Origin of the sequence: Sorangium aterium (genome assembly GCF_028368935.1) — a bacterium.
GTDB lineage: Bacteria > Myxococcota_A > Polyangia > Polyangiales > Polyangiaceae > Sorangium > Sorangium atrum.
This window is the reverse complement of sequence record NZ_JAQNDK010000003.1, coordinates 836,587-853,576: the sequence shown is the minus strand read 5'-3', so window position 1 is coordinate 853,576 and position 16,990 is coordinate 836,587. Positions and strand designations below refer to the sequence as shown.

Here is a 16,990-nt window from a genome sequence, read left to right as displayed (position 1 = left end):
AAGCACCGTCAGCCCGCGGCAGCGCGTGCCCCGCGCGCGCGCCGCACCCGGTCGACGGCGACGGCGACCACGATGATCGCGCCCGTCGCGATCTCCTGCACCCAGCTCGGCAACCCGAGGTGGACGCCGCCGGTCCGGATGACCGTGATGAGCAGCGCCCCGATCACGCTCCCCGCGACGCTCCCCTCGCCGCCCGAGAGCGGCGCGCCGCCGATGACCACCGCCGCGATGACCTCGAGCTCCAGGCCGATCGAGTCGGTCGGGTCGCCCACCGTCAGCGTCGCGAACTCCATCACCCCCGCGACGCCGGCGAGGAGGCTCGACAGCGTGTACACAGCGATCTTCACGCGCCCCGTGTCGATGCCGCACAGGCGCGCCGCGGCCTCGTTGCTGCCGACCGCGAACACGTGCCGCCCGAAGCGCGTGAACAGGAGCACGGCGAAGACCAGGATCGCCAGCGCCGCCGTCACCCACAGCCCCGGCGCGGCGAGGTCGGCCGACAGCAGCGCGTCGAGCCCGCGCGGATCCGCGTCGATCTTCTGCTCGGACGCGAGCCCCTTCGCGGCGCCGCGCAGCGCGCTCATCGTGCCCAGCGTCACGACGAAGGGCACCATCCGCGCCCGCCCCACGAGCGTCCCGACCAAGGCGCCCACGAGGCCCGCCGCCGCCGCGGCGACGAGCGCCGCCGGGAGCGCCGGCACCCCCGCGCGCAGGAGCTTCGCGAGGACGACCGTCGTGAACGCGACGAGCGAGCCGGTGGAGAGGTCGATCCCGCCGGTCGCGATGACGAGCGTCATGCCGACGGCGCAGATGCCGACCACCACCGTCTGCCGCGCCATCGTGAGCAGGTTCTGGCTGCGCAGGAACGTGTCGGGCGTCAGCGCCGCGAAGAGCGCGTAGACGAGCAGCAGCGCGACGAGCGGGCCCACCCACGGCGGACGCTTCTTCACGAGGATGCCTCCAGGAGGAGCGACGCCTCGGTCCACGACGACGCGGGCCGCGGCGGGTCGAGGGTCCCCCGGCGGAGGACCGCGATGCGATCGCAGGTCGTGACGAGCTCGTCGAGCTGGCTCGACACGAGCACGATCGCCTTGCCGGCGCGCGCGAGCTCGCGGAGCAGCGCGAGCACCTGCGCCTTGCTCGCCACGTCGATGCCGCGCGTCGGCTCGTCGACGAGCAGCACGTCGACGTCCTCGCGGAGCAGCCGCGCGATCTGGACCTTCTGCTGGTTGCCGCCCGAGAGCTCGCCGACGCGCTGCTCCGGCCCTCCTGCGCGGATCGCGAGCCTCTCGATCCAGCGCGCCCCCTCCGTGAGGAGCGACCTCGGCCGGGCGAAGCGCGGAGCGCGCGGCGAGAGCCAGACGTTCTCGGCGAGCGAGCGGCCGAGCATCAGCCCTTCCCCGCCGCGATCCTCGCTCAGCAGGCCGATCCCGCGAGGAGCGCGCAGCGCGACCGTCCCGCCGCGCCTGGGATCGAGCCCCGCCAGGATGCGGAGGAGCTCCGTCCTCCCCGAGCCGACGAGGCCGGCGATGCCAAGGATCTCCCCCCGGCGCAGCGTCAGCGACGCGCGCTTCGGCCGCTTCACGCCGGAGACGCCCTCGGCCTCGAGCACCACCTCGCCGCCGTCCGGACGCGCCGCCTCGGACACCGCGCCCGCGCGCGTCTCGGCGCTCGCGCGCGTGTCGGCGCTCGCGCGCGTGTCGTTAAGCGCGCGGCCCAGCATCTCGCGGACGATCTGGGCCGGCTCGGTCTCGCGCGGATCGCCCTCCCCCGCGACGCGGCCGTCGCGGAGCGCCGTGTAGCGATCGGCGTGCGCGCGCACGTCCGACAGGAAGTGGGTCACGAGCAGCACCGCGAGGCCGGCGTCTCGCAGGGCGCGGACGCGCTCGAACAGGCGCACGGCGTCCGACCGACCGAGGCTCGAGGTCGGCTCATCGAGGACGAGGAGCCGCGCCGCGAGCCGCCCGTCCTCGCGGAGGCCGCCCTGCGCGAGCGCCCGCGCGATCTCGACGAGCTGCTGATCGGCGACGCCGAGCTCCCCTGCCCGCGCGTCGAGCGGCACGCGGCCCGGATCGGCGGTGACGAGCGCGATCGCCGCCCGCGCCACGGCGCGCGCGCGCGAGCGGTCCCGGATCCCGAGCCGCGCGCGCGCGAGCGGCTCGATCCCGAGCACCACGTTGTCGACGACCGTGAGGTGGGCGCAGAGCGTCCGCTCCTGCGGGACCAGGACGACGCCCGCGCGGCGCGCCTCCTCGGCCGACGCCGGCGCGTACCGTGCCCCCCCGAGCAGGATCGCGCCCGCGTCCGCGCGCTCCATGCCGAGCAGGACGCGCGCCAGCGTGCTCTTGCCCGCGCCGTTCTCTCCGAGCAGCGCGTGGATGCTCGCGGGCGCCACCCGCAGCGAGACGTCGCGCAGCACCGGGTTCGGGCCGAACGCCTTCGCGAGGCCCGTCACCTCGAGGAGGGGCGCGCGCTCTCCGCCCACGAGCCGCTCACTCCCCGAGCCACCTGGCGAGGTCGGGTCTCACGATTGCCTGCACCGCCGGATCGTCGAGGTCCTGCCTCGTGACGACGCGCGAGCCCGTGTCGATGCGCGCCTCGACCTTCTCTCCGTGGAGGTGCGCCACCATCGTCTTGATCGCGACGTACCCCATGTTGAACGGGTTCTGCACGACGAGCGCCTCGATGTCGCCCTCGCGCAGCGCGCCGAGGAGCTTCTCCGACGCGTCGAAGCCGACGAACTTCACCTTCCTCGCGACGTTCGTCTTGCGGAGCGCCTGCAGCATCCCGAAGGTCGTCGACTCGTTCGGCGTGAACACCCCGGCGACGGCCCCTTCCGCCGCCCTCTGCGCGAGCAGCAGGCTCTCGCTCTTGTGGAACGCCGACTCCGTGGTCGCACCGCCATACTGGTTCTCGCTCGCGACCGTGACGCCGGGCATCGCGCGCACCGCGTCGAGGAACCCCTTCTCGCGGTGCTGCGTGCTCGCAGAGCCCTCCTGGTAACGGAGCACGACGACGTTGCCGTTCTCGCCGATCGCCTTGCCGAGGTGCTCTCCGGCGAGCCTGCCGGCCGCCTCGTTGTCGGTGGCGACGAAGCTCACGTGATCGTCGCTGGCGAGATCGGAGTCGAACACGACCACCGGGATCTTCGCCTGCGCCGCCGCCCGCACCGGCGCCCTCAGCGCCGTGGCGTCGAGCGGCGCGAGCACGATGCCGGACACGCCCTGCGCGACGAAGCTCGAGACGACATCGACCTGCGCCTTGAGGTCGTCCTCCCGGAGCGGCCCCTTCCACACGACGTCGACGTCGAGCTCACGCGAGGCCTTCACCGCGCCTGCGTGAACGCTCTTCCAGAACTCGTGTGTCGTCCCCTTCGGCACGACGGCGATGCGGAGGCGCGCGCCGCCGGTCGCGCCCAGGCCTGCATCCGTCGACGTCGTCGCCGATGACGACGTCTTGGAGCACGCGGCGAGGACGGCAATCGCGAACGCGCACACGACGACATGGACGCTCATGGGCGCGAGAGGATAGTCGACGGATCGCTGCCACGCTCGCGCGGGCAAGCACGTCGTCCGCGCAGATCCGTCCGACAAGCACCATCTGAGTCCTCGGCTGCACCCGGCGCAGGCAAGCTCATCCCAGCGCGACGCTCGCGTGCAGCCCGTCATTCACCCGGGTCGAACCGACGAGCGCGCGCGCAGGTCGACCCGGGTCGGACGGCGCCGCTCAGTCAGCCCGGCGGCGCGGCCTTCGGCTCAGAGGCCGAAGAGCTCCTGGAGAAACACGCCGCCTTTCCCGGCCCCTGCGTGCGTGAAGAACAGGCGCCCCGCCTCGAAGTCGCCCGCCTCCGCCACCCACTCGGCCGCGTGGGCGCGCAGCCGGGCAACCGCATGCGGCGGGAACGCGAACGGCGAGCGCGAGCGGTAGACGAACGTGGCGTCGTAATCGACAGGATAGCTTGTGACCGCCAGGTAAAACCACCCTTTCCGCTCGAACACGAACGGTGACTCGGTGTAACCGCTGTTGCGCATCGCCGTCTCCGGCCCGAGCGTGAGCGCCATGGCCGGCGGGCTCCAGCGGACGAGATCGAGCGACGTGCGGTAGGCGACGCCGCTCAGGGGCGCCTCGATCGACGCGCAGCGCGTATAGTACACCACCCACAGATCGCCGAGCCGGGCGAGCATCGGATCGCGGGCGACGCAGAACTCCTCGAAGAGCGTCCCCCCCTCGCGGCCCCAAGTAAAGCCGTCGCGCGAGCGCGCGATCCGGAAGCCGGATCGGTCGGGGTCGTGCGTGCCCACATGAAAGATCATGACCAGGCTGCCGTCCCGGTCCTCGACCATGTGCGGGGCCCAGATCCAGCGCTCGTCAGAGAGGGCGTGAATCGAGAAGCGCTCCGGGGCGAGCGTGAGGCTCGGTGAGACGGACTCCATCCAGCGCACCGGTCCGGGTCCGGGCGCGGTAGCGAGGACGAACTCGCGCTCCATGTCAGGTCGATAAGGCTCGAGGTGAAAGATCCCGGTGAGGATCCAGCGGCCATCGGCGAGCTGGATTATCGAGTGATCGTTCACATAGAACGGCCCCCCGGGGAGGCTCCCCGTGTCCAAGATCTTCACCGCGGGCCCCTGGGTGAGCCGAGGCGCGGGAGGTCCGGAGAAGAACCGCAGCGTGTACCCCCGCTCGCTCCAGGGCGCCTGGGAGTGTGTCGCGTCGATCTCCAGGACCGGGCGCCTGCCTGCGCTGCACTGTTCGGGTGGGAGGTCGATCCAGAGCGCGTCCTCGGCGAGCGACCGGACAGGGTTCGCCTGCATCTCGTGGAGCACGCCGACCTCCCGCCCGTCGAGCCTGACGCGCGCCGTCTGGGGGGCTCTCTCCGCGGAGTACGCGCGGAGCAGCAACAGGCCGCGCGCATCGGACGGGCATTCGACCTCGATCCGGGTGATCCTGCGCCCCTCGCTGGACCAGGATCGCCGCCGGAGCTCCAGCCGCTCGGCGTCGACGGCCGAATGCACCAGCCGCCGCCTCCCGGCCGCACGGACCTTCTGCTCACCGATCACCTGATGATCCGAGAATGCGTAAGCGAGGCCCAGAGAGCGCACCCGCAGCGGCGTGTAGGCGCCGGTCGGCCCGGCCTCGATGCCGAAGCGCATACCGGAGCGGCTCACGATGGGATCGGCCACGTGCAGGCGGTACAGGGAATGGACGAACGTGGCGTTCCTCCATCCCTCCTCGGGATCGATGACGAGGAAACGGAGCAGCCCGCTGAAGGGGTTGCTGTGCGCGCCCAGGAAATAGAAGCCCCCATTGAAGTAGTCCTCGGTGCCGGTCCCCATCTGCAGCGGGTGCGACATTCCGTCGGTCCGGATCATCTCGTCCCCCTCGAGGTACGTCCGATCGTTCGGCCGGCCGCCGCTGATCTCCTCGACAAGCGCGACGAGCTGGAGCGGCTCGTCGCTCTCGAAGAGGGGCATCGTCGTCTCGCGTCCGGGGGCCATCTGATCGCGGAATTGCGCGATCAGCCGCACGCCTCGGCGGGCGGGCGCGAGGTCGACGGCCGCCTCCACACCCGCGATCTCCTGCCCGGGCGCGGCCTCGAGCGAGAGCACCTCCCCTTCGGCCAGCGGGATCGGCAGGCGCGTCGCGAGCCTGGCGGTCCCAGCGGCGTCGGGTGTCCACGCGGCGTGCAGCGCGCTCCGGAAGGTTGTCCATCCGCCGTCGGCGTCGGTGCCCGAGCTGGCGAGGCCGAAGAAGAACGACGCTGGTACGGGCGTCTGTCCGCCGATCCTCACCGACAGGTCGTTCAAGCTCCCCGCCGGGATCCGGACGTCGACCCCTGATACGGTCGCGGGCCCTGTCGCCAGGACGAGCGGCGCGCTGGCGTCCAGGCTCTCCCGGCGCGACGGGGCAGGCAGGGTGGCTGTCCAGTCCTCCGTCATGAACCGCGAGAGCGCCTCGGGCGTCGGTCCCGACGCGGCCCCAGGGCCCTCGCGGTAGGTGACCTGGTAGTAGATGGGAACGCCCCGGAAGCGGACCTTGGCCTCGCTCGACCAGGCGAAGGGGACGTAGCTTGTATATGCGCCCGAGCTCGCGTCCACGTCGAGCACGAGAGGCGACTTCCAGGGGCCCCTACCCCCGAAGAAATCGCCGGGCGACCCGCGGAACGCCGTGTGTCCGTCGACCTCGATCCATATCTCCTGGTCCGGCCTCTCGAGCTCCGCGCGGGGGGCGGTCATCCAGATCCGCGCGATTCTCCCCTCCCCGCGGGCGTGGAACAGGACCTGGTGATCCCCCTCGAGCGCGACCCCCGGGCGATACCCATCATCGTTGCCACCTGCGGGGTCATGCGTGGTCACGCTCCGCGTGATCCACCCGGGATGAAAGGAGAGGAGATCCTCCAGCACCGGCGTGATCGACGCGGCGCCCGGCGCGATGGCGAGGGACGCGCCGAGGAGATGGCGGGCCGCGCTCGAGACGAGGCGATCCAGGAACGCGCCCGCGCCGCGCCCATTGAGGCTTCCGGTGTTCATGATCGAAACCTAATGGCGCGAACAACGCCAGGGGAGCGGGCTCGGCGAGGCACCTCCCTTGCACCACCGCGAAGCGAGAGCATGCGCGACGCACCGATCGCGCACTCGAGGGGGGCAATTCATGCGCACCCGCCGCGATCGACGCCGTGTCGAAGGCTCGCCCAGCACCGGGCCTCGCGCATGCGCGCGCGGCCTCCTGCTCGCGCTCCTCTCTCTATCGCCGCTCGCCGGCGCCGGCGACGCGCCGCGCTGCGCGCTCGCCGCTCCCCTGGAGCAACGGGACGGCCCGGGAATGTCCCCGAGATCGCGGATCCAGCTCGATCGCGCGGCATACGCCGAGCGGCTCCGCGCGATGTGGATTGGCGCGTGCATCGCCAACTGGACGGGGCTTCGCACGGAGGGCGTCCGCATCCAGCGCCCCTTCTTCACCGACGCTGACTGGGGAAAGCCCCTGGGGCGCGACGGGGCGCCGATCGACTTCGTCCTCCTCGACCCCTGCCCGGCCGACGATGACACCGACATCGAGTATGTCTATCTCCACCTCATGACCGAGGCGGGGACGCTCTTCCTCTCCCCCGAGCAAATCCGGGACGGATGGCGCGCGCACATCAACGATTTCATCTGGGTCTCCAACCGAAGGGCGCGGGATCTCCTCGAGCGCGGCGTGCTGCCCCCCGCGACGAGCGATCCAGCGCTCAATCCGGACGCGCTCCAGATCGACGCCCAGCTCACCACGGAGATCTTCGGCGCCCTCGCGCCCGGCATGCCGGGGCTGGCGCTGCGGATCGCCGACCTCCCGATACGGACCACCGCGCGCGATCACGCCGCGCACGCCGCGCAGTTCCATGTTCTCCTCTTCTCGCTCGCGGCGACCGTCGATCTGGAGAAGCCGCGGCGACAGGAGATCGTGCGCATCGTCCGTGAGGCCAGGAGCTACCTGCCGGACGAATCCAAGGCAGCCGATGTCATCGACTTCGTGCTGTCCGCCTATCTATCGACCAGCGATCGCGCCGAGGATCGCGACGACTGGGAGCGCGTCCGCGATGCCATTGCGGATCGCTACCAGGAGCGGGCCTCGGCGTACGGCTTCGTCTATCGGGGGTACACGGAATCCGCGATCAACCTGGCGACCGCGACGCTGGCCCTCCTGTTCGGTGAGGGGAGCTTCCGGCGCACCGTACAGATCGGCACCCTGTCCGGCTGGGACTCCGACAACGGCACGGCGACCATGGGCTCGCTCGTTGCGCTCATCGGCGGGATGGACGAGCTGCGCCGCGCCTTCCCGGGCGCGCGCCTCTCCGACCGTTATCATATCCACCGCACGCGCCACCCTGCCGGACCGGCTCCCGCAGGATCCCGAGGCCGAGGACACCTTCACGGATGTGGCGAGGAGGATGGCCGCGCTTGTCGACCTCGCCGTGCAGGAGGGAGCCGGCCAGGTCGAGCCGACCCGGTGGGTCCTCCCTCCTCGCCCCCGTGACGGCACAGGAGCCAGCGCGCGCGCCACCCCCGGCTCCGAGCCTCGGCCCCGCGCTCCTCGCTCGGCGAGATGACCTGGAGCTCAAGGCGCCTCGGGCCGAAGACGTCGAAGTAGGCCTTGGCCGCGGCGAGCAGCTGTTCACCTTCAGCCTCAACCCCATGATCACGTCCACCCCGTCTTCGTGGCGCCACCTCCGGCCCCGCTCGAAGCGCCTGTCGTCGCGCTCGCGGCACCGCCGCTCTCCGAAGCGGCTTGCTCGGAGATCGCGCCGCCAGAACACGCGAGAAGCAACGAGAAGCTCGTGAACGCGAATCGCATCTTCATGAGACCTCCGCGAGGTACCCTTCGGTTCACCAACGACCAGCGTGCCCTCCGCAAGGAAGCCCCTTGCCAGCACACGGCGGAATCTTGCCTCGAATCGTCGCGGACGTCGATACGCCGCTCGGGAAACCACTCGAGTTCTCTCCCAGGGCGCCGCAGCGCGACCGGGGCAATTCGACACGTGGATGAATCTTTGGGTGTGGTCGATTTTTCAGCGGGCGGCCGGATCGCACGCGAGCTGCTCATAGCGACCAGCGCGTGCAGCGTCGCTGCACGATGAAGACCTCCACCGCAAAGAGCTACGGCGACATTTCTGACATCCCGATGAGGTCGCGACTCGACGCTGCGTCTTTTCAGACCGTATCCCGCGCAAAGATCAGCGTCATCGACTATACTCGTCGTCGATCCCGGGGCTCCGGCGAGGCATGCACTGGAAAATTCCGCCTCTGGAGACCTCACGTCGCTAACTAACTTCGTGCCCGCGGACCGTGCTGGCACGCGTTCGAGAAGGAGTCGGCTCATGAGATTGCCTAGGATAGCCATTGCATTGCCAATGGCGGCTTTGATCGGCGCGGGGTGCGGAGGGGCCAACGAGGGCAGCGGGGACAGCGCTGGCTCGCAGAGCAGCACCGGCGCCGGCAACAGCTCCGGCTCCGGCTCCAGCACCAGCAGCAGCACCGGCACCGGCGTCGACGACACCTTCGGCGGAAGCGGCGTGGGCTCGAGCGGGAGCTCCGGCACGACCGGCAGCAGCAGCGGGGGCTCGACGGGCGCGGGGGAGGCGTGCGCCACCCAGTCGTCCCAGGCCGGGTTTCAACAGGTGTACCTCGTGTTCGCGTTCGACGTATCGGCCAGCATGACAGCGAGCGACGTGGAGTGGCGCAGGAAGGACCTCAAGTGGGATCCCGTCGTGGCCGCGACGAAGCAGTTCTTCCTGGATCCCGCGTCCGAAGGCTTCAGGGCGTCGCTCACCTTCTTCCCGGGCTCGGCTCAGACGACCCAGGCGTGCCAGGCCACCGGCTACTCGACGCCGAATGTACCGATGACGCCGCTCCCCTCCCCGGCGTTCGGCGAGGCGATCGATGTCATCGAGCCGCAGGTGAGCACCATGGGCACGTGGCGCACCAGCACGCCGACGGCATTCGCGGTCGAAGGCCTCACCGCTTACATCGAAGCGCAGCGCCAGCAGAACCCCGGGAAATATGCGATCGTGCTCGTGACCGACGGCTATCCGGAGGGGTGCCGGCAAGGCGGCAACGCGCTCGCGGACGTCGTGAGCAACGTCGAGGCCGCGCTCTCCAACAACATCTCGACCTTCGTGATCGGGGTCGACAGTCCGCAGGGGGAAGGCGCGCCGCCTAGCCTCACCAACCTGCACGAGATCGCGGCTGCGGGCGGCACGGGAGAGGCGTCGATGCTGAACACCGGCGACCCCGCGCAGACGGCGGCCGCGTTCAAGACCGCGATCGATAAGATCCGCGGCGCCGCCGTCTCGTGCACGATCCCGATCCCGCCGGCGCCCGACGGGAGGAGCTTCGACAAGCAAAAGGTCAACGTGACCTACACGAGCGCCGCGAGCAACACGCCGACGACCCTCACGTACGATCAGGCCTGCTCGGCCGCAGGCACATGGCGCTACGACGAGCCTGCGAACCCGACGGCGATCATCCTCTGCGACGATACCTGCGCCGTTGTCCAGGCCGACGTCGAGGTCTCCCTGGGCGTCGACTTCACCTGCGAGGACGTGCTCCAAGTGCCCCAGTGATCGACGACGCCCGCTGGCCGACACGGGTCTTCGCGAGGAGGCGCCGGCCAGCCGCTCGTCTCCCGGTGCGCAGCCGGCGAGTGGGTACGCCTCACTCGCCTGCCTGGCGCCCGAGCCCGTATCACACGAATCTACCCCCCGCTCCAGGCCAGAGAGACCGACGCAGACCTGGAGAGAGCGCGCCCGCATCCGTACGAGATGCGGGCGCGCCCGAGCTCCTTCGGTCGAGGGAGATCGTCCAGCTCAGCGCGTCGGTGCGACGTCAGTTACCACGATCGAGGAAGTCCATCAGCCACTGCATCGCCGGCCGCATGGTGCCGTTTTCCTGCTGGAGGCCGGTGCCGTTCCTCCACGTCTTGCCGACGATGTAACCCCACAGGGTGATCCCCGGGATCTTGGGGTGATTCCAGAACATGGTGAACTGCTCCTCCATGATCTGCTTCTGCCTGCTGTCGTTCGTTTCACCGATGTCGTACTCGGTGATGTACACGGGCTTGCCGAGCTCGGCGAGCGAGTCGATGTACCCCTTGACCGTGTTGGTGTTGATCTTGAATGCGTCGTGCGCCTGCGCGCCGAGGGCGTCGACCGGTGCGCCCGCGTCGATCACCTTCTTCGCGATGTCCTTGAAGTGCCTGTGCTCGTTCTCGTACTCGATGTTGTTGTAGTCGTTGAGGATGAGCTTGGCGTTCGGGCAGAACTCGCGAGCCCACTTGAAGGCGTTGACGATCCAGTCCCAGCCGCTGGCGCCGTTGCCGCCGAGGCCGGCCGTGTACGAGGGCGTGGTGTGGGGCGGCGGCTCGTTGACGACGTCGATGTACTTCGTGTCCGGGTAGCGCTTGCAGAACTCTTCCATCCAGCTCCGCACGGCCTTCTTCTGCTCGTCCGGCGAGAGGCTCCCGACCCAGGAGGGTTGCTGGCTGCCCCACACGAAGACGTGGTGCTTGAAGATGATCTTGTTGTCCTGCGCGTACTTGTAGGTCCTGTCGAGCGAGCTCCAGTTCTTGTTCCCGCGGCTGCTCTCGACGGAGCCCCACTTGCCCTCGTTCTCGGGCGTGATCTGGTTCCAGTACTTCGCGAAGCCGTCGCGCACGGCGCCGCTCGTCGTGATGTTGCCGACGAACTTCGGCTCGGGCTCGGATCCGCCGGCCCCCGTGGACGCGCTGGTCGACGCGCTGGTGGACGCGCTGGTCGAAGCGTCCCCGCCGCCGACCCCCGTGGTCGCGCCGCCGGAGGTGGCGCCGGTCGTCGGGGGATCGCCCGAGCTGCTGCTGGTGGCAGGGCCGACGCCGGCCGTCGTGCTGGCGCTGGAGCTGCTGTTCGTGCTGTTGCTGGAGCTCGTGCTGACGCCGGCGCTGGTGCCGGTGCTCCCCGCTCCGCCCGAGCCGCCCACGCCGTCGTCAACCCCCTCGCCCCCATCCGCGCATCCAAAGAGGGTCGCCATTCCGAGCGCGATCCAGGCCGTGCTGCACAGCAATCGAGAAGAACGCTTCTTGTTCATGTTGGAGTTCCGCAAGTCGGACGATTGTCGTTGGTGAAGCTGGGAGCGGGAAAGCCGAGGGGCGGCGGCAAGAACGGCAGCGCCCACGCTCAGCGATACGCACGCCGTGCAACTCGCGACGGATGATTCCCGCCACGCCTGGAAGTGATCACGACAGGCGCGCGAAGCCTGCTACATCTCAAGTTCCCAGCTGAGAGGAAACGTGCATCGACAGCGCATGTTGCAATCATGAAGCAACTTTGCACTTCGAGCGGCGGCCCAGCTCGTTATCCCTGGCTTGCCCGCTGACGGCCCGGTCCGTGAACACATCACGGAGCCGGTACGGTAGAGCGGTCTCAGCGGCGTCGGGGGACGGCCGTGCTCTTGCGCACCACGAGCTCGGTCTCGACCACGACCCGCACCCACGAGCGCTGGCCGCTCTCGATCTGCCCGAGCAGGACGTGGAGGCACCGGCGCCCGAGCTCGGAGAAGTCCTGGCGGACCGTGGTGAGCGGCGGCGTGAAGTAGGCGGCCTCCGGGATGTCGTCGAAGCCGACGATGCTGATGTCCCGCGGCGTCTCGCGCCCGCTCTCGTGGAGGAAGCGGAGGAGGCCGAGCGCCATCTGGTCGTTGGCCACGAACACGGCGGTGACGCCCGGCGTGCGCGTCAGCTGCGGGGCCAGCTCGTAGCCGGAGCGCGCGCTCCAGTCGCCCCGCAGGAGCGGCGGGATCTCGGCGCCGGCCGCCTGCAGCGCCGAGCGCCAGCCGTCGATGCGCTGGTCGGCCTCGAGCCAGTCGGTCGGGCCGGCGATGTGCCACACGGTCTTGTGGCCCAGATCGAGCAGGTGGCGGGTCGCGGACGCGGCGCCCTCGTGCTGGTCGACCGCGACCACCGGCACCGAGTCGTCCGGACCGCCCTCGACCGCGACCACCGGCACATCGGAGGTGACGTGCCGCAGCGCGTCCACCGCCGACCGTTGCGGGGCGATCACGACGATGCCGTCGGCCCCCTGGTCGCGCAGCCGCTGCACGGCCTCCAGCACCGGCGCGCGGCTGAACGACTTCAAGCTGGCGATACTCACGCCATAACCCGCGTCGTGCGCCGCCTCCTCGAGCCCCAGGAGCGTCGACGCCGGACCGTAGAGCGTCGTGTCGAAGCTGACCACACCGAGCGTCCGCGACCGGCCGGTGACGAGCGCCTGCGCCACCGAGCTCGGCCGGTAGTCGAGCTGCCGGATCGCATCCAGCACCCGCTCCCTCGTGTCGCGACGCACGTGGGGGCTGTCGTGCAGGACCCGCGAGACCGTCTGATACGAGACGCCAGCGAGCTTGGCCACGTCGACCATGACCGCGGCCCGCCGCCCGCCGCCCCTTTTGACGCGGCGCTCCGGAAGAGATTTGTCAGCCATCGGCGCGGGAGGATAGTCGCGGGGCGGTCGATTGGAACGGAGTTCTTCAATGTGAGCGTTCACATACTGGTCGGAGTTCTTCATTTCACTCGGCTTTCGCGTCACTGGGCGGGTGCGCGCCGGGGATCGTCGCCATCGGGATCGAGCGCGGCACCGACGCTGTTCGTCGTCGTAGATGCCATTCCCGGTGGGCCCACGATCGATCCCGCAGATTTCACGCCGGCTCTCACATCTGGCCTATGCGAACGGCATGCCGGCCGCTGCCGGCGAGCGTGGCCCCGTCGATCAGGTCCACAGCCCGGCCCCTCCTCCCCTGGAGGGCGGGCTTCGGAGGAACGCCGCTGGCGCTCGTACTCAACCGGTTCAGAAATCGTTGGGGTACCAGCCGATTCCAGTTGACACGAGAGATGTGAACGCTCACAATTCGGGGAACATCCTTAGGCATTGCACCGGCTAGGTCGTCGTCGTACGTCTATGCAGCGGGGCACTCGTCATCGATGTCAGCGCGGGGAGAGGCGGCGGGTCTGACCTGCTGCGCCGTGCGCTCGCCTCACACGCCATGGCCAACCAGGGTCGGCCCGCGCGGCAGCGGCGGTTCGTGAAGGTGTTACGCGGTGCGGCGCCAGATCATCTAGCGCAGCCCTGGACGTCAGCAAGGCACTTTTTCACACAGCAGGCGGACTCACAGGAGGGATCGTGTGAAATTATCTTCTTTATTGGCCGCCGCCTTGAGGCGTGCGCCCCGCAAAGCGCCGATGTGGCTCGATCGCCGAGGTCGCGCAGCAGAAGCCATGAAATCTTCCACTCACGATAGCGGCCCGAACGCCGCGTGTGATCGATGGAAGGTGGAAACATCCACTCACAGCGGGGCGGCCTCCCGGCTGCTGCGAGCGGCCGCGTGCACTTCGCTCCTCGTTGCAGGGTGCGTGGGTGATATCGGCGGCAACTCGAGCTCCTCTGGCTCCTCTCACTCCTCGGGCGCCGGCGCGAACCCGACGGGCGGCGGCACGAGCTCCTCGGGCGGCGGAGACGCCCTGTGCAACCCGCGGCTCGAACGACGGGTCGTGCTGCTCGCCGACCTTCAGTTCATCAACGCCATCCGCGGTCTCCTGGGGGACGAGGCCATCGAGGCGGAGCAGGCGCCGGACGCGCGGACGAAGCCGTTTGCCAAGAAGGGCCTTGTCGTGGGGACCTCCCTTGTGCATACGCGGCTCGCGAGGGCTGCCTACGCGGCCGAGAGCATCTCGGGGCGCTTCGAGCAGGTGACGGGGTGCGCCCCCGACGGAGACGACGCCTGCGCCAAGACGTTTCTGACGAAGTTCGCGCAACGGGCGTTCCGCCGGCCCGTGGAGCAGGCGGAGCTCGACAACCTGTGGTCGGTCTATGCGCTCGGGAAGGAGACGAGCTACGAGCGGGGCGTCTCGCTCGCGCTCGAGGCGCTCATCGCGTCCCCCTCCTTCTCCTACCGCACCGAGCTCGGCGGCGACGCGGACGGCGACGTGGTGAAGCTCGCCGCGCACGAGGTCGCGAGCGAGCTCTCGTTCTTCTTGACGGACAGCCTGCCGGACGAGGAGCTCGCCGCCGCCGCCGACTCCGGGGCCCTGAACGATCCGGAGGAGCTGGCGCGCCAGGCCGAGCGCCTCCTCGAGAAGCCCGAGACGCGCAGCAGCCTGAACACCACGCTGATCGCGGCGTGGGGGCTCAGCAACCTCTTCGGCACGGTGAAGGATCCTGGGCTCTTCCCGGAGTACACCCCCGCGCTCCAGGCGAGCATGTTCCACGAGACCGAGCTGCTCGTGGACGACCTCCTGTGGAACCGCGGAGCGGACGTGTCGGAGCTGCTCACCACGAGGGAGACGTTCGTGAACGCCGTGCTCGCGAAGGTCTACGGCGTGGAGCACACGGGATCGAGCCCGGAGGAGTTCAGCAAGGTCGAGCTCCCGGCCGACGAGCGCGCCGGGATCCTCACGCAGCCCGGCCTGCTCGCGGCGCTGGCCCGGACCGACAACACGAGCGTGGTGGCGCGAGGGCTCTTCGTGCGCGGCGCCCTGCTCTGCCTCGGGAAGATCCCGTCGCCCCCGGAGTCGCTCTCGGACGCGATCAAGGAGCTGCTCGAGGCCGACATGACCGAGCGCGAGCGCGCCGACGCGCGCGCCGCGAACTCCACCTGCGCCGCGTGTCACGCCCAGTTCGACGCGTTCGGCCTGCTGCTCGAGAACTACGATCCGGTCGGCCGGTACCGCGACACCCTCGACGGGGAGCCGATCGACGCGCGCGTCAACCTGGGCAACATCGCCGAGGTCGCGGGGAGCTACGCGAGCGCCGTCGAGTTCGCCGAGGCCGTCGCGCAGAACGACGGGTTCGCCGCCTGCATCACGCGGCACCTGCTGACCTACGGCACGGACGATGAGACGCTCGGGGTCCGCGACTGTCAGGTCGGACGCGTGATCGAGGCGCTGCCAGAGGGCCAGCGGACGCTGGCCAACGTCGTGAAAGCCATCGTGACGTCGCCCGCGCTGACCGAGCGCGCCAAGGAGGAATGACCGTGGGCTACAACCTTTCTTATGGATGGTCTCGCCGCCGCTTCCTGCAAGGCATCGGCGCCGCCGCGGGTCTCGTCACGGTGCTCAAGGGCCTCGAGTCGGCCGCGGAGGGCGCGGCGCCCCCGAGGCGCCTGCTGATCGTGCAGCGCCCCGTGGGCACCGTGTACGAGAACTACTGGCCGCAAGGCAACGGGACCAACTTCACGCTCTCCCGCATCCTGACCCCGTTCGAGGCCATGAAGTCTCGGATGATCGTGATGCGCGACCTGAAGCTGCCGCACGAGGGGTCCGTCGGCGGCGGCCACGAGCGCGGGACGGTGCTGATGTGCACGGGGACGCGGACCAAGCAGCTGTACCCGGGCAACGGCGGCGACGATCCGATGGCCGAGGCGCCGAGCATCGACCAGCTGCTCGTGAAGCAGTCGGCCGAGCTCCAGGGCACGCCCATCGCGTCGCTCCAGGTGTCCTGCGACAACCGCGCCGACACGCCCGAGGTGTCGACCCGCCACATGTCCTATTCGGGCGCGCGGGCGCCGATGACGCCCTACTACCAGCCGCAAGAGGTGTACCGGCGGGTGTTCGGCACGCTGATGCCGGGCGGCCCGACGAACGACAACCTGGATGCCCTGGCGCGGGCGCGCCTCCAGAAGAAGAGCGTGCTGGACTTCGCGATGAAGGACCTGAAGCGCCTTCAGAGCCTGGCGCCGAGCTCCCAGCGAGAGGCGCTGGAGGGGCACGCCGCCGCCATCCGCGAGGTCGAGGCGGAGTTCGACGCGGACCCGAGGGATCCCGCGACCTGCGGTATGCCCCAGGAGCCCGAGGTCATCCAGGTGAGCGGGCACATCGATCCCTACGGCGGCTCGCACGTCGTCTCGGAGCGCGACGACGTGAAGCACGCGCGCATCGGCGCGCTCCACTTCGCCGTGATCAAGGCGGCGTTCCGCTGCGACCTGACGCGCGTGGTCACGTTCCAGTGGTCCCCTGGAACGAACCACGTGAGCTTCGGCGAGCTGTGGCCCCCCAACTCCTCCATCTTCAAGGTGCACCACACAACGAGCCACGATCCCGATACACCCGACACGCTCGAGTTCCTCACGCGGGTGGAAGAGTTCTACGCCGGCTACGTCGCCGGCTTCCTGAAGGAGCTCGCGGAGACCAAGGACGTGACGGGCGGGACGCTGCTCGACACCACGCTGGTCCCGTACATCACGGAGGTCGGCACGCGGCATCACAACTGGGACAAGATGGCGTGGGTGCTGTTCGGCGGCGAGGGCACCAAGCTGCGCGGCGGGCAGGTGTGGAACAACGGCAACCGCGGCGGCCGCTCCACCAACGACCTGTGGATGGCGATCGCGGCCTCGTTCGGGGCACCGGATCTCGTGATGGGGGACAAGGACCAGCGGACCTCGGCGATCGAGGGGCTGTTCGGGTGACCGTGGGCCTCGGAGATCGGATACGGTAGAGCCGA

The 16,990-nt window shown here is 69.8% G+C and carries 12 protein-coding genes; 5 read left to right on the top strand and 7 right to left on the bottom strand.

Annotated elements, in window-relative coordinates; translation table 11 throughout:
- Positions 1–8 precede the first annotated feature (8 nt).
- The 4 genes from POL72_RS27405 to POL72_RS27390 form a co-directional block, all read right to left on the bottom strand.
- Positions 9–950, bottom strand: a complete 942-nt coding sequence (locus POL72_RS27405) for an ABC transporter permease (RefSeq protein WP_272098626.1) — start codon at positions 948–950, stop codon at positions 9–11.
- The gene (locus POL72_RS27400) at positions 947–2,485 is read right to left on the bottom strand and encodes a sugar ABC transporter ATP-binding protein (protein WP_272098625.1); all 1,539 of its coding nucleotides are present in this window, start codon (positions 2,483–2,485) and stop codon (positions 947–949) included. Before POL72_RS27400 ends, POL72_RS27405 begins: the two co-directional genes overlap by 4 nt.
- Positions 2,486–2,492: 7 nt before the next feature.
- Positions 2,493–3,515, bottom strand: a complete 1,023-nt coding sequence (locus POL72_RS27395; RefSeq protein ID WP_272098623.1) for an ABC transporter substrate-binding protein — start codon at positions 3,513–3,515, stop codon at positions 2,493–2,495.
- A gap of 240 nt (positions 3,516–3,755) precedes the next feature.
- The gene (locus POL72_RS27390; protein WP_272098621.1) at positions 3,756–6,527 is read right to left on the bottom strand and encodes a DUF2961 domain-containing protein; all 2,772 of its coding nucleotides are present in this window, start codon (positions 6,525–6,527) and stop codon (positions 3,756–3,758) included.
- 292 nt (positions 6,528–6,819) lie between these two features.
- Here POL72_RS27390 and POL72_RS27385 point away from each other — a divergent pair, with 292 nt between their 5' ends.
- Entirely contained in the window at positions 6,820–8,007 is a 1,188-nt protein-coding gene (locus POL72_RS27385; RefSeq protein WP_272098619.1) for an ADP-ribosylglycohydrolase family protein, read from the top strand.
- Positions 8,008–8,169: 162 nt separating this feature from the next.
- Here the strand turns inward: POL72_RS27385 and POL72_RS27380 are convergent, their stop codons facing one another.
- On the bottom strand, positions 8,170–8,331 hold the full coding sequence (locus POL72_RS27380; RefSeq protein ID WP_272098617.1) for a hypothetical protein: 162 nt from the start codon (positions 8,329–8,331) through the stop codon (positions 8,170–8,172).
- A 550-nt stretch (positions 8,332–8,881) separates the two neighbouring features.
- On the opposite strand from POL72_RS27380, the gene POL72_RS27375 reads away from it, so the two are divergent.
- The gene (locus tag POL72_RS27375; RefSeq protein ID WP_272098615.1) at positions 8,882–10,093 is read left to right on the top strand and encodes a vWA domain-containing protein; all 1,212 of its coding nucleotides are present in this window, start codon (positions 8,882–8,884) and stop codon (positions 10,091–10,093) included.
- A gap of 262 nt (positions 10,094–10,355) precedes the next feature.
- Here the strand turns inward: POL72_RS27375 and POL72_RS27370 are convergent, their stop codons facing one another.
- Entirely contained in the window at positions 10,356–11,183 is an 828-nt protein-coding gene (locus POL72_RS27370) for an endo-1,4-beta-xylanase (protein WP_272098613.1), read from the bottom strand.
- Between POL72_RS27370 and POL72_RS27365 the strand changes: the two genes are divergently transcribed.
- Positions 11,128–11,628 (top strand): hypothetical protein, encoded by a 501-nt coding sequence (locus POL72_RS27365; RefSeq protein WP_272098611.1) that lies wholly within the window; start codon positions 11,128–11,130, stop codon positions 11,626–11,628. The two genes, POL72_RS27370 and POL72_RS27365, sit on opposite strands and share 56 nt — an antisense overlap.
- Positions 11,629–11,926: 298 nt before the next feature.
- Here POL72_RS27365 and POL72_RS27360 read toward each other — a convergent pair whose 3' ends face one another.
- Positions 11,927–12,979, bottom strand: coding sequence for a LacI family DNA-binding transcriptional regulator (locus POL72_RS27360; RefSeq protein ID WP_272098609.1), 1,053 nt, complete (start codon positions 12,977–12,979; stop codon positions 11,927–11,929).
- Between the two features lie 926 nt (positions 12,980–13,905).
- On the opposite strand from POL72_RS27360, the gene POL72_RS27355 reads away from it, so the two are divergent.
- Together POL72_RS27355 and POL72_RS27350 are read left to right on the top strand one after the other, a co-directional pair.
- Positions 13,906–15,522, top strand: a complete 1,617-nt coding sequence (locus POL72_RS27355) for a DUF1592 domain-containing protein (RefSeq protein WP_272098607.1) — start codon at positions 13,906–13,908, stop codon at positions 15,520–15,522.
- Positions 15,519–16,955: a DUF1552 domain-containing protein gene (locus tag POL72_RS27350; protein WP_272098605.1), complete on the top strand. Its 1,437-nt coding sequence runs from the start codon at positions 15,519–15,521 to the stop codon at positions 16,953–16,955. The genes POL72_RS27355 and POL72_RS27350 overlap by 4 nt, the downstream gene beginning before the upstream one ends.
- Positions 16,956–16,990: the final 35 nt, after the last annotated feature.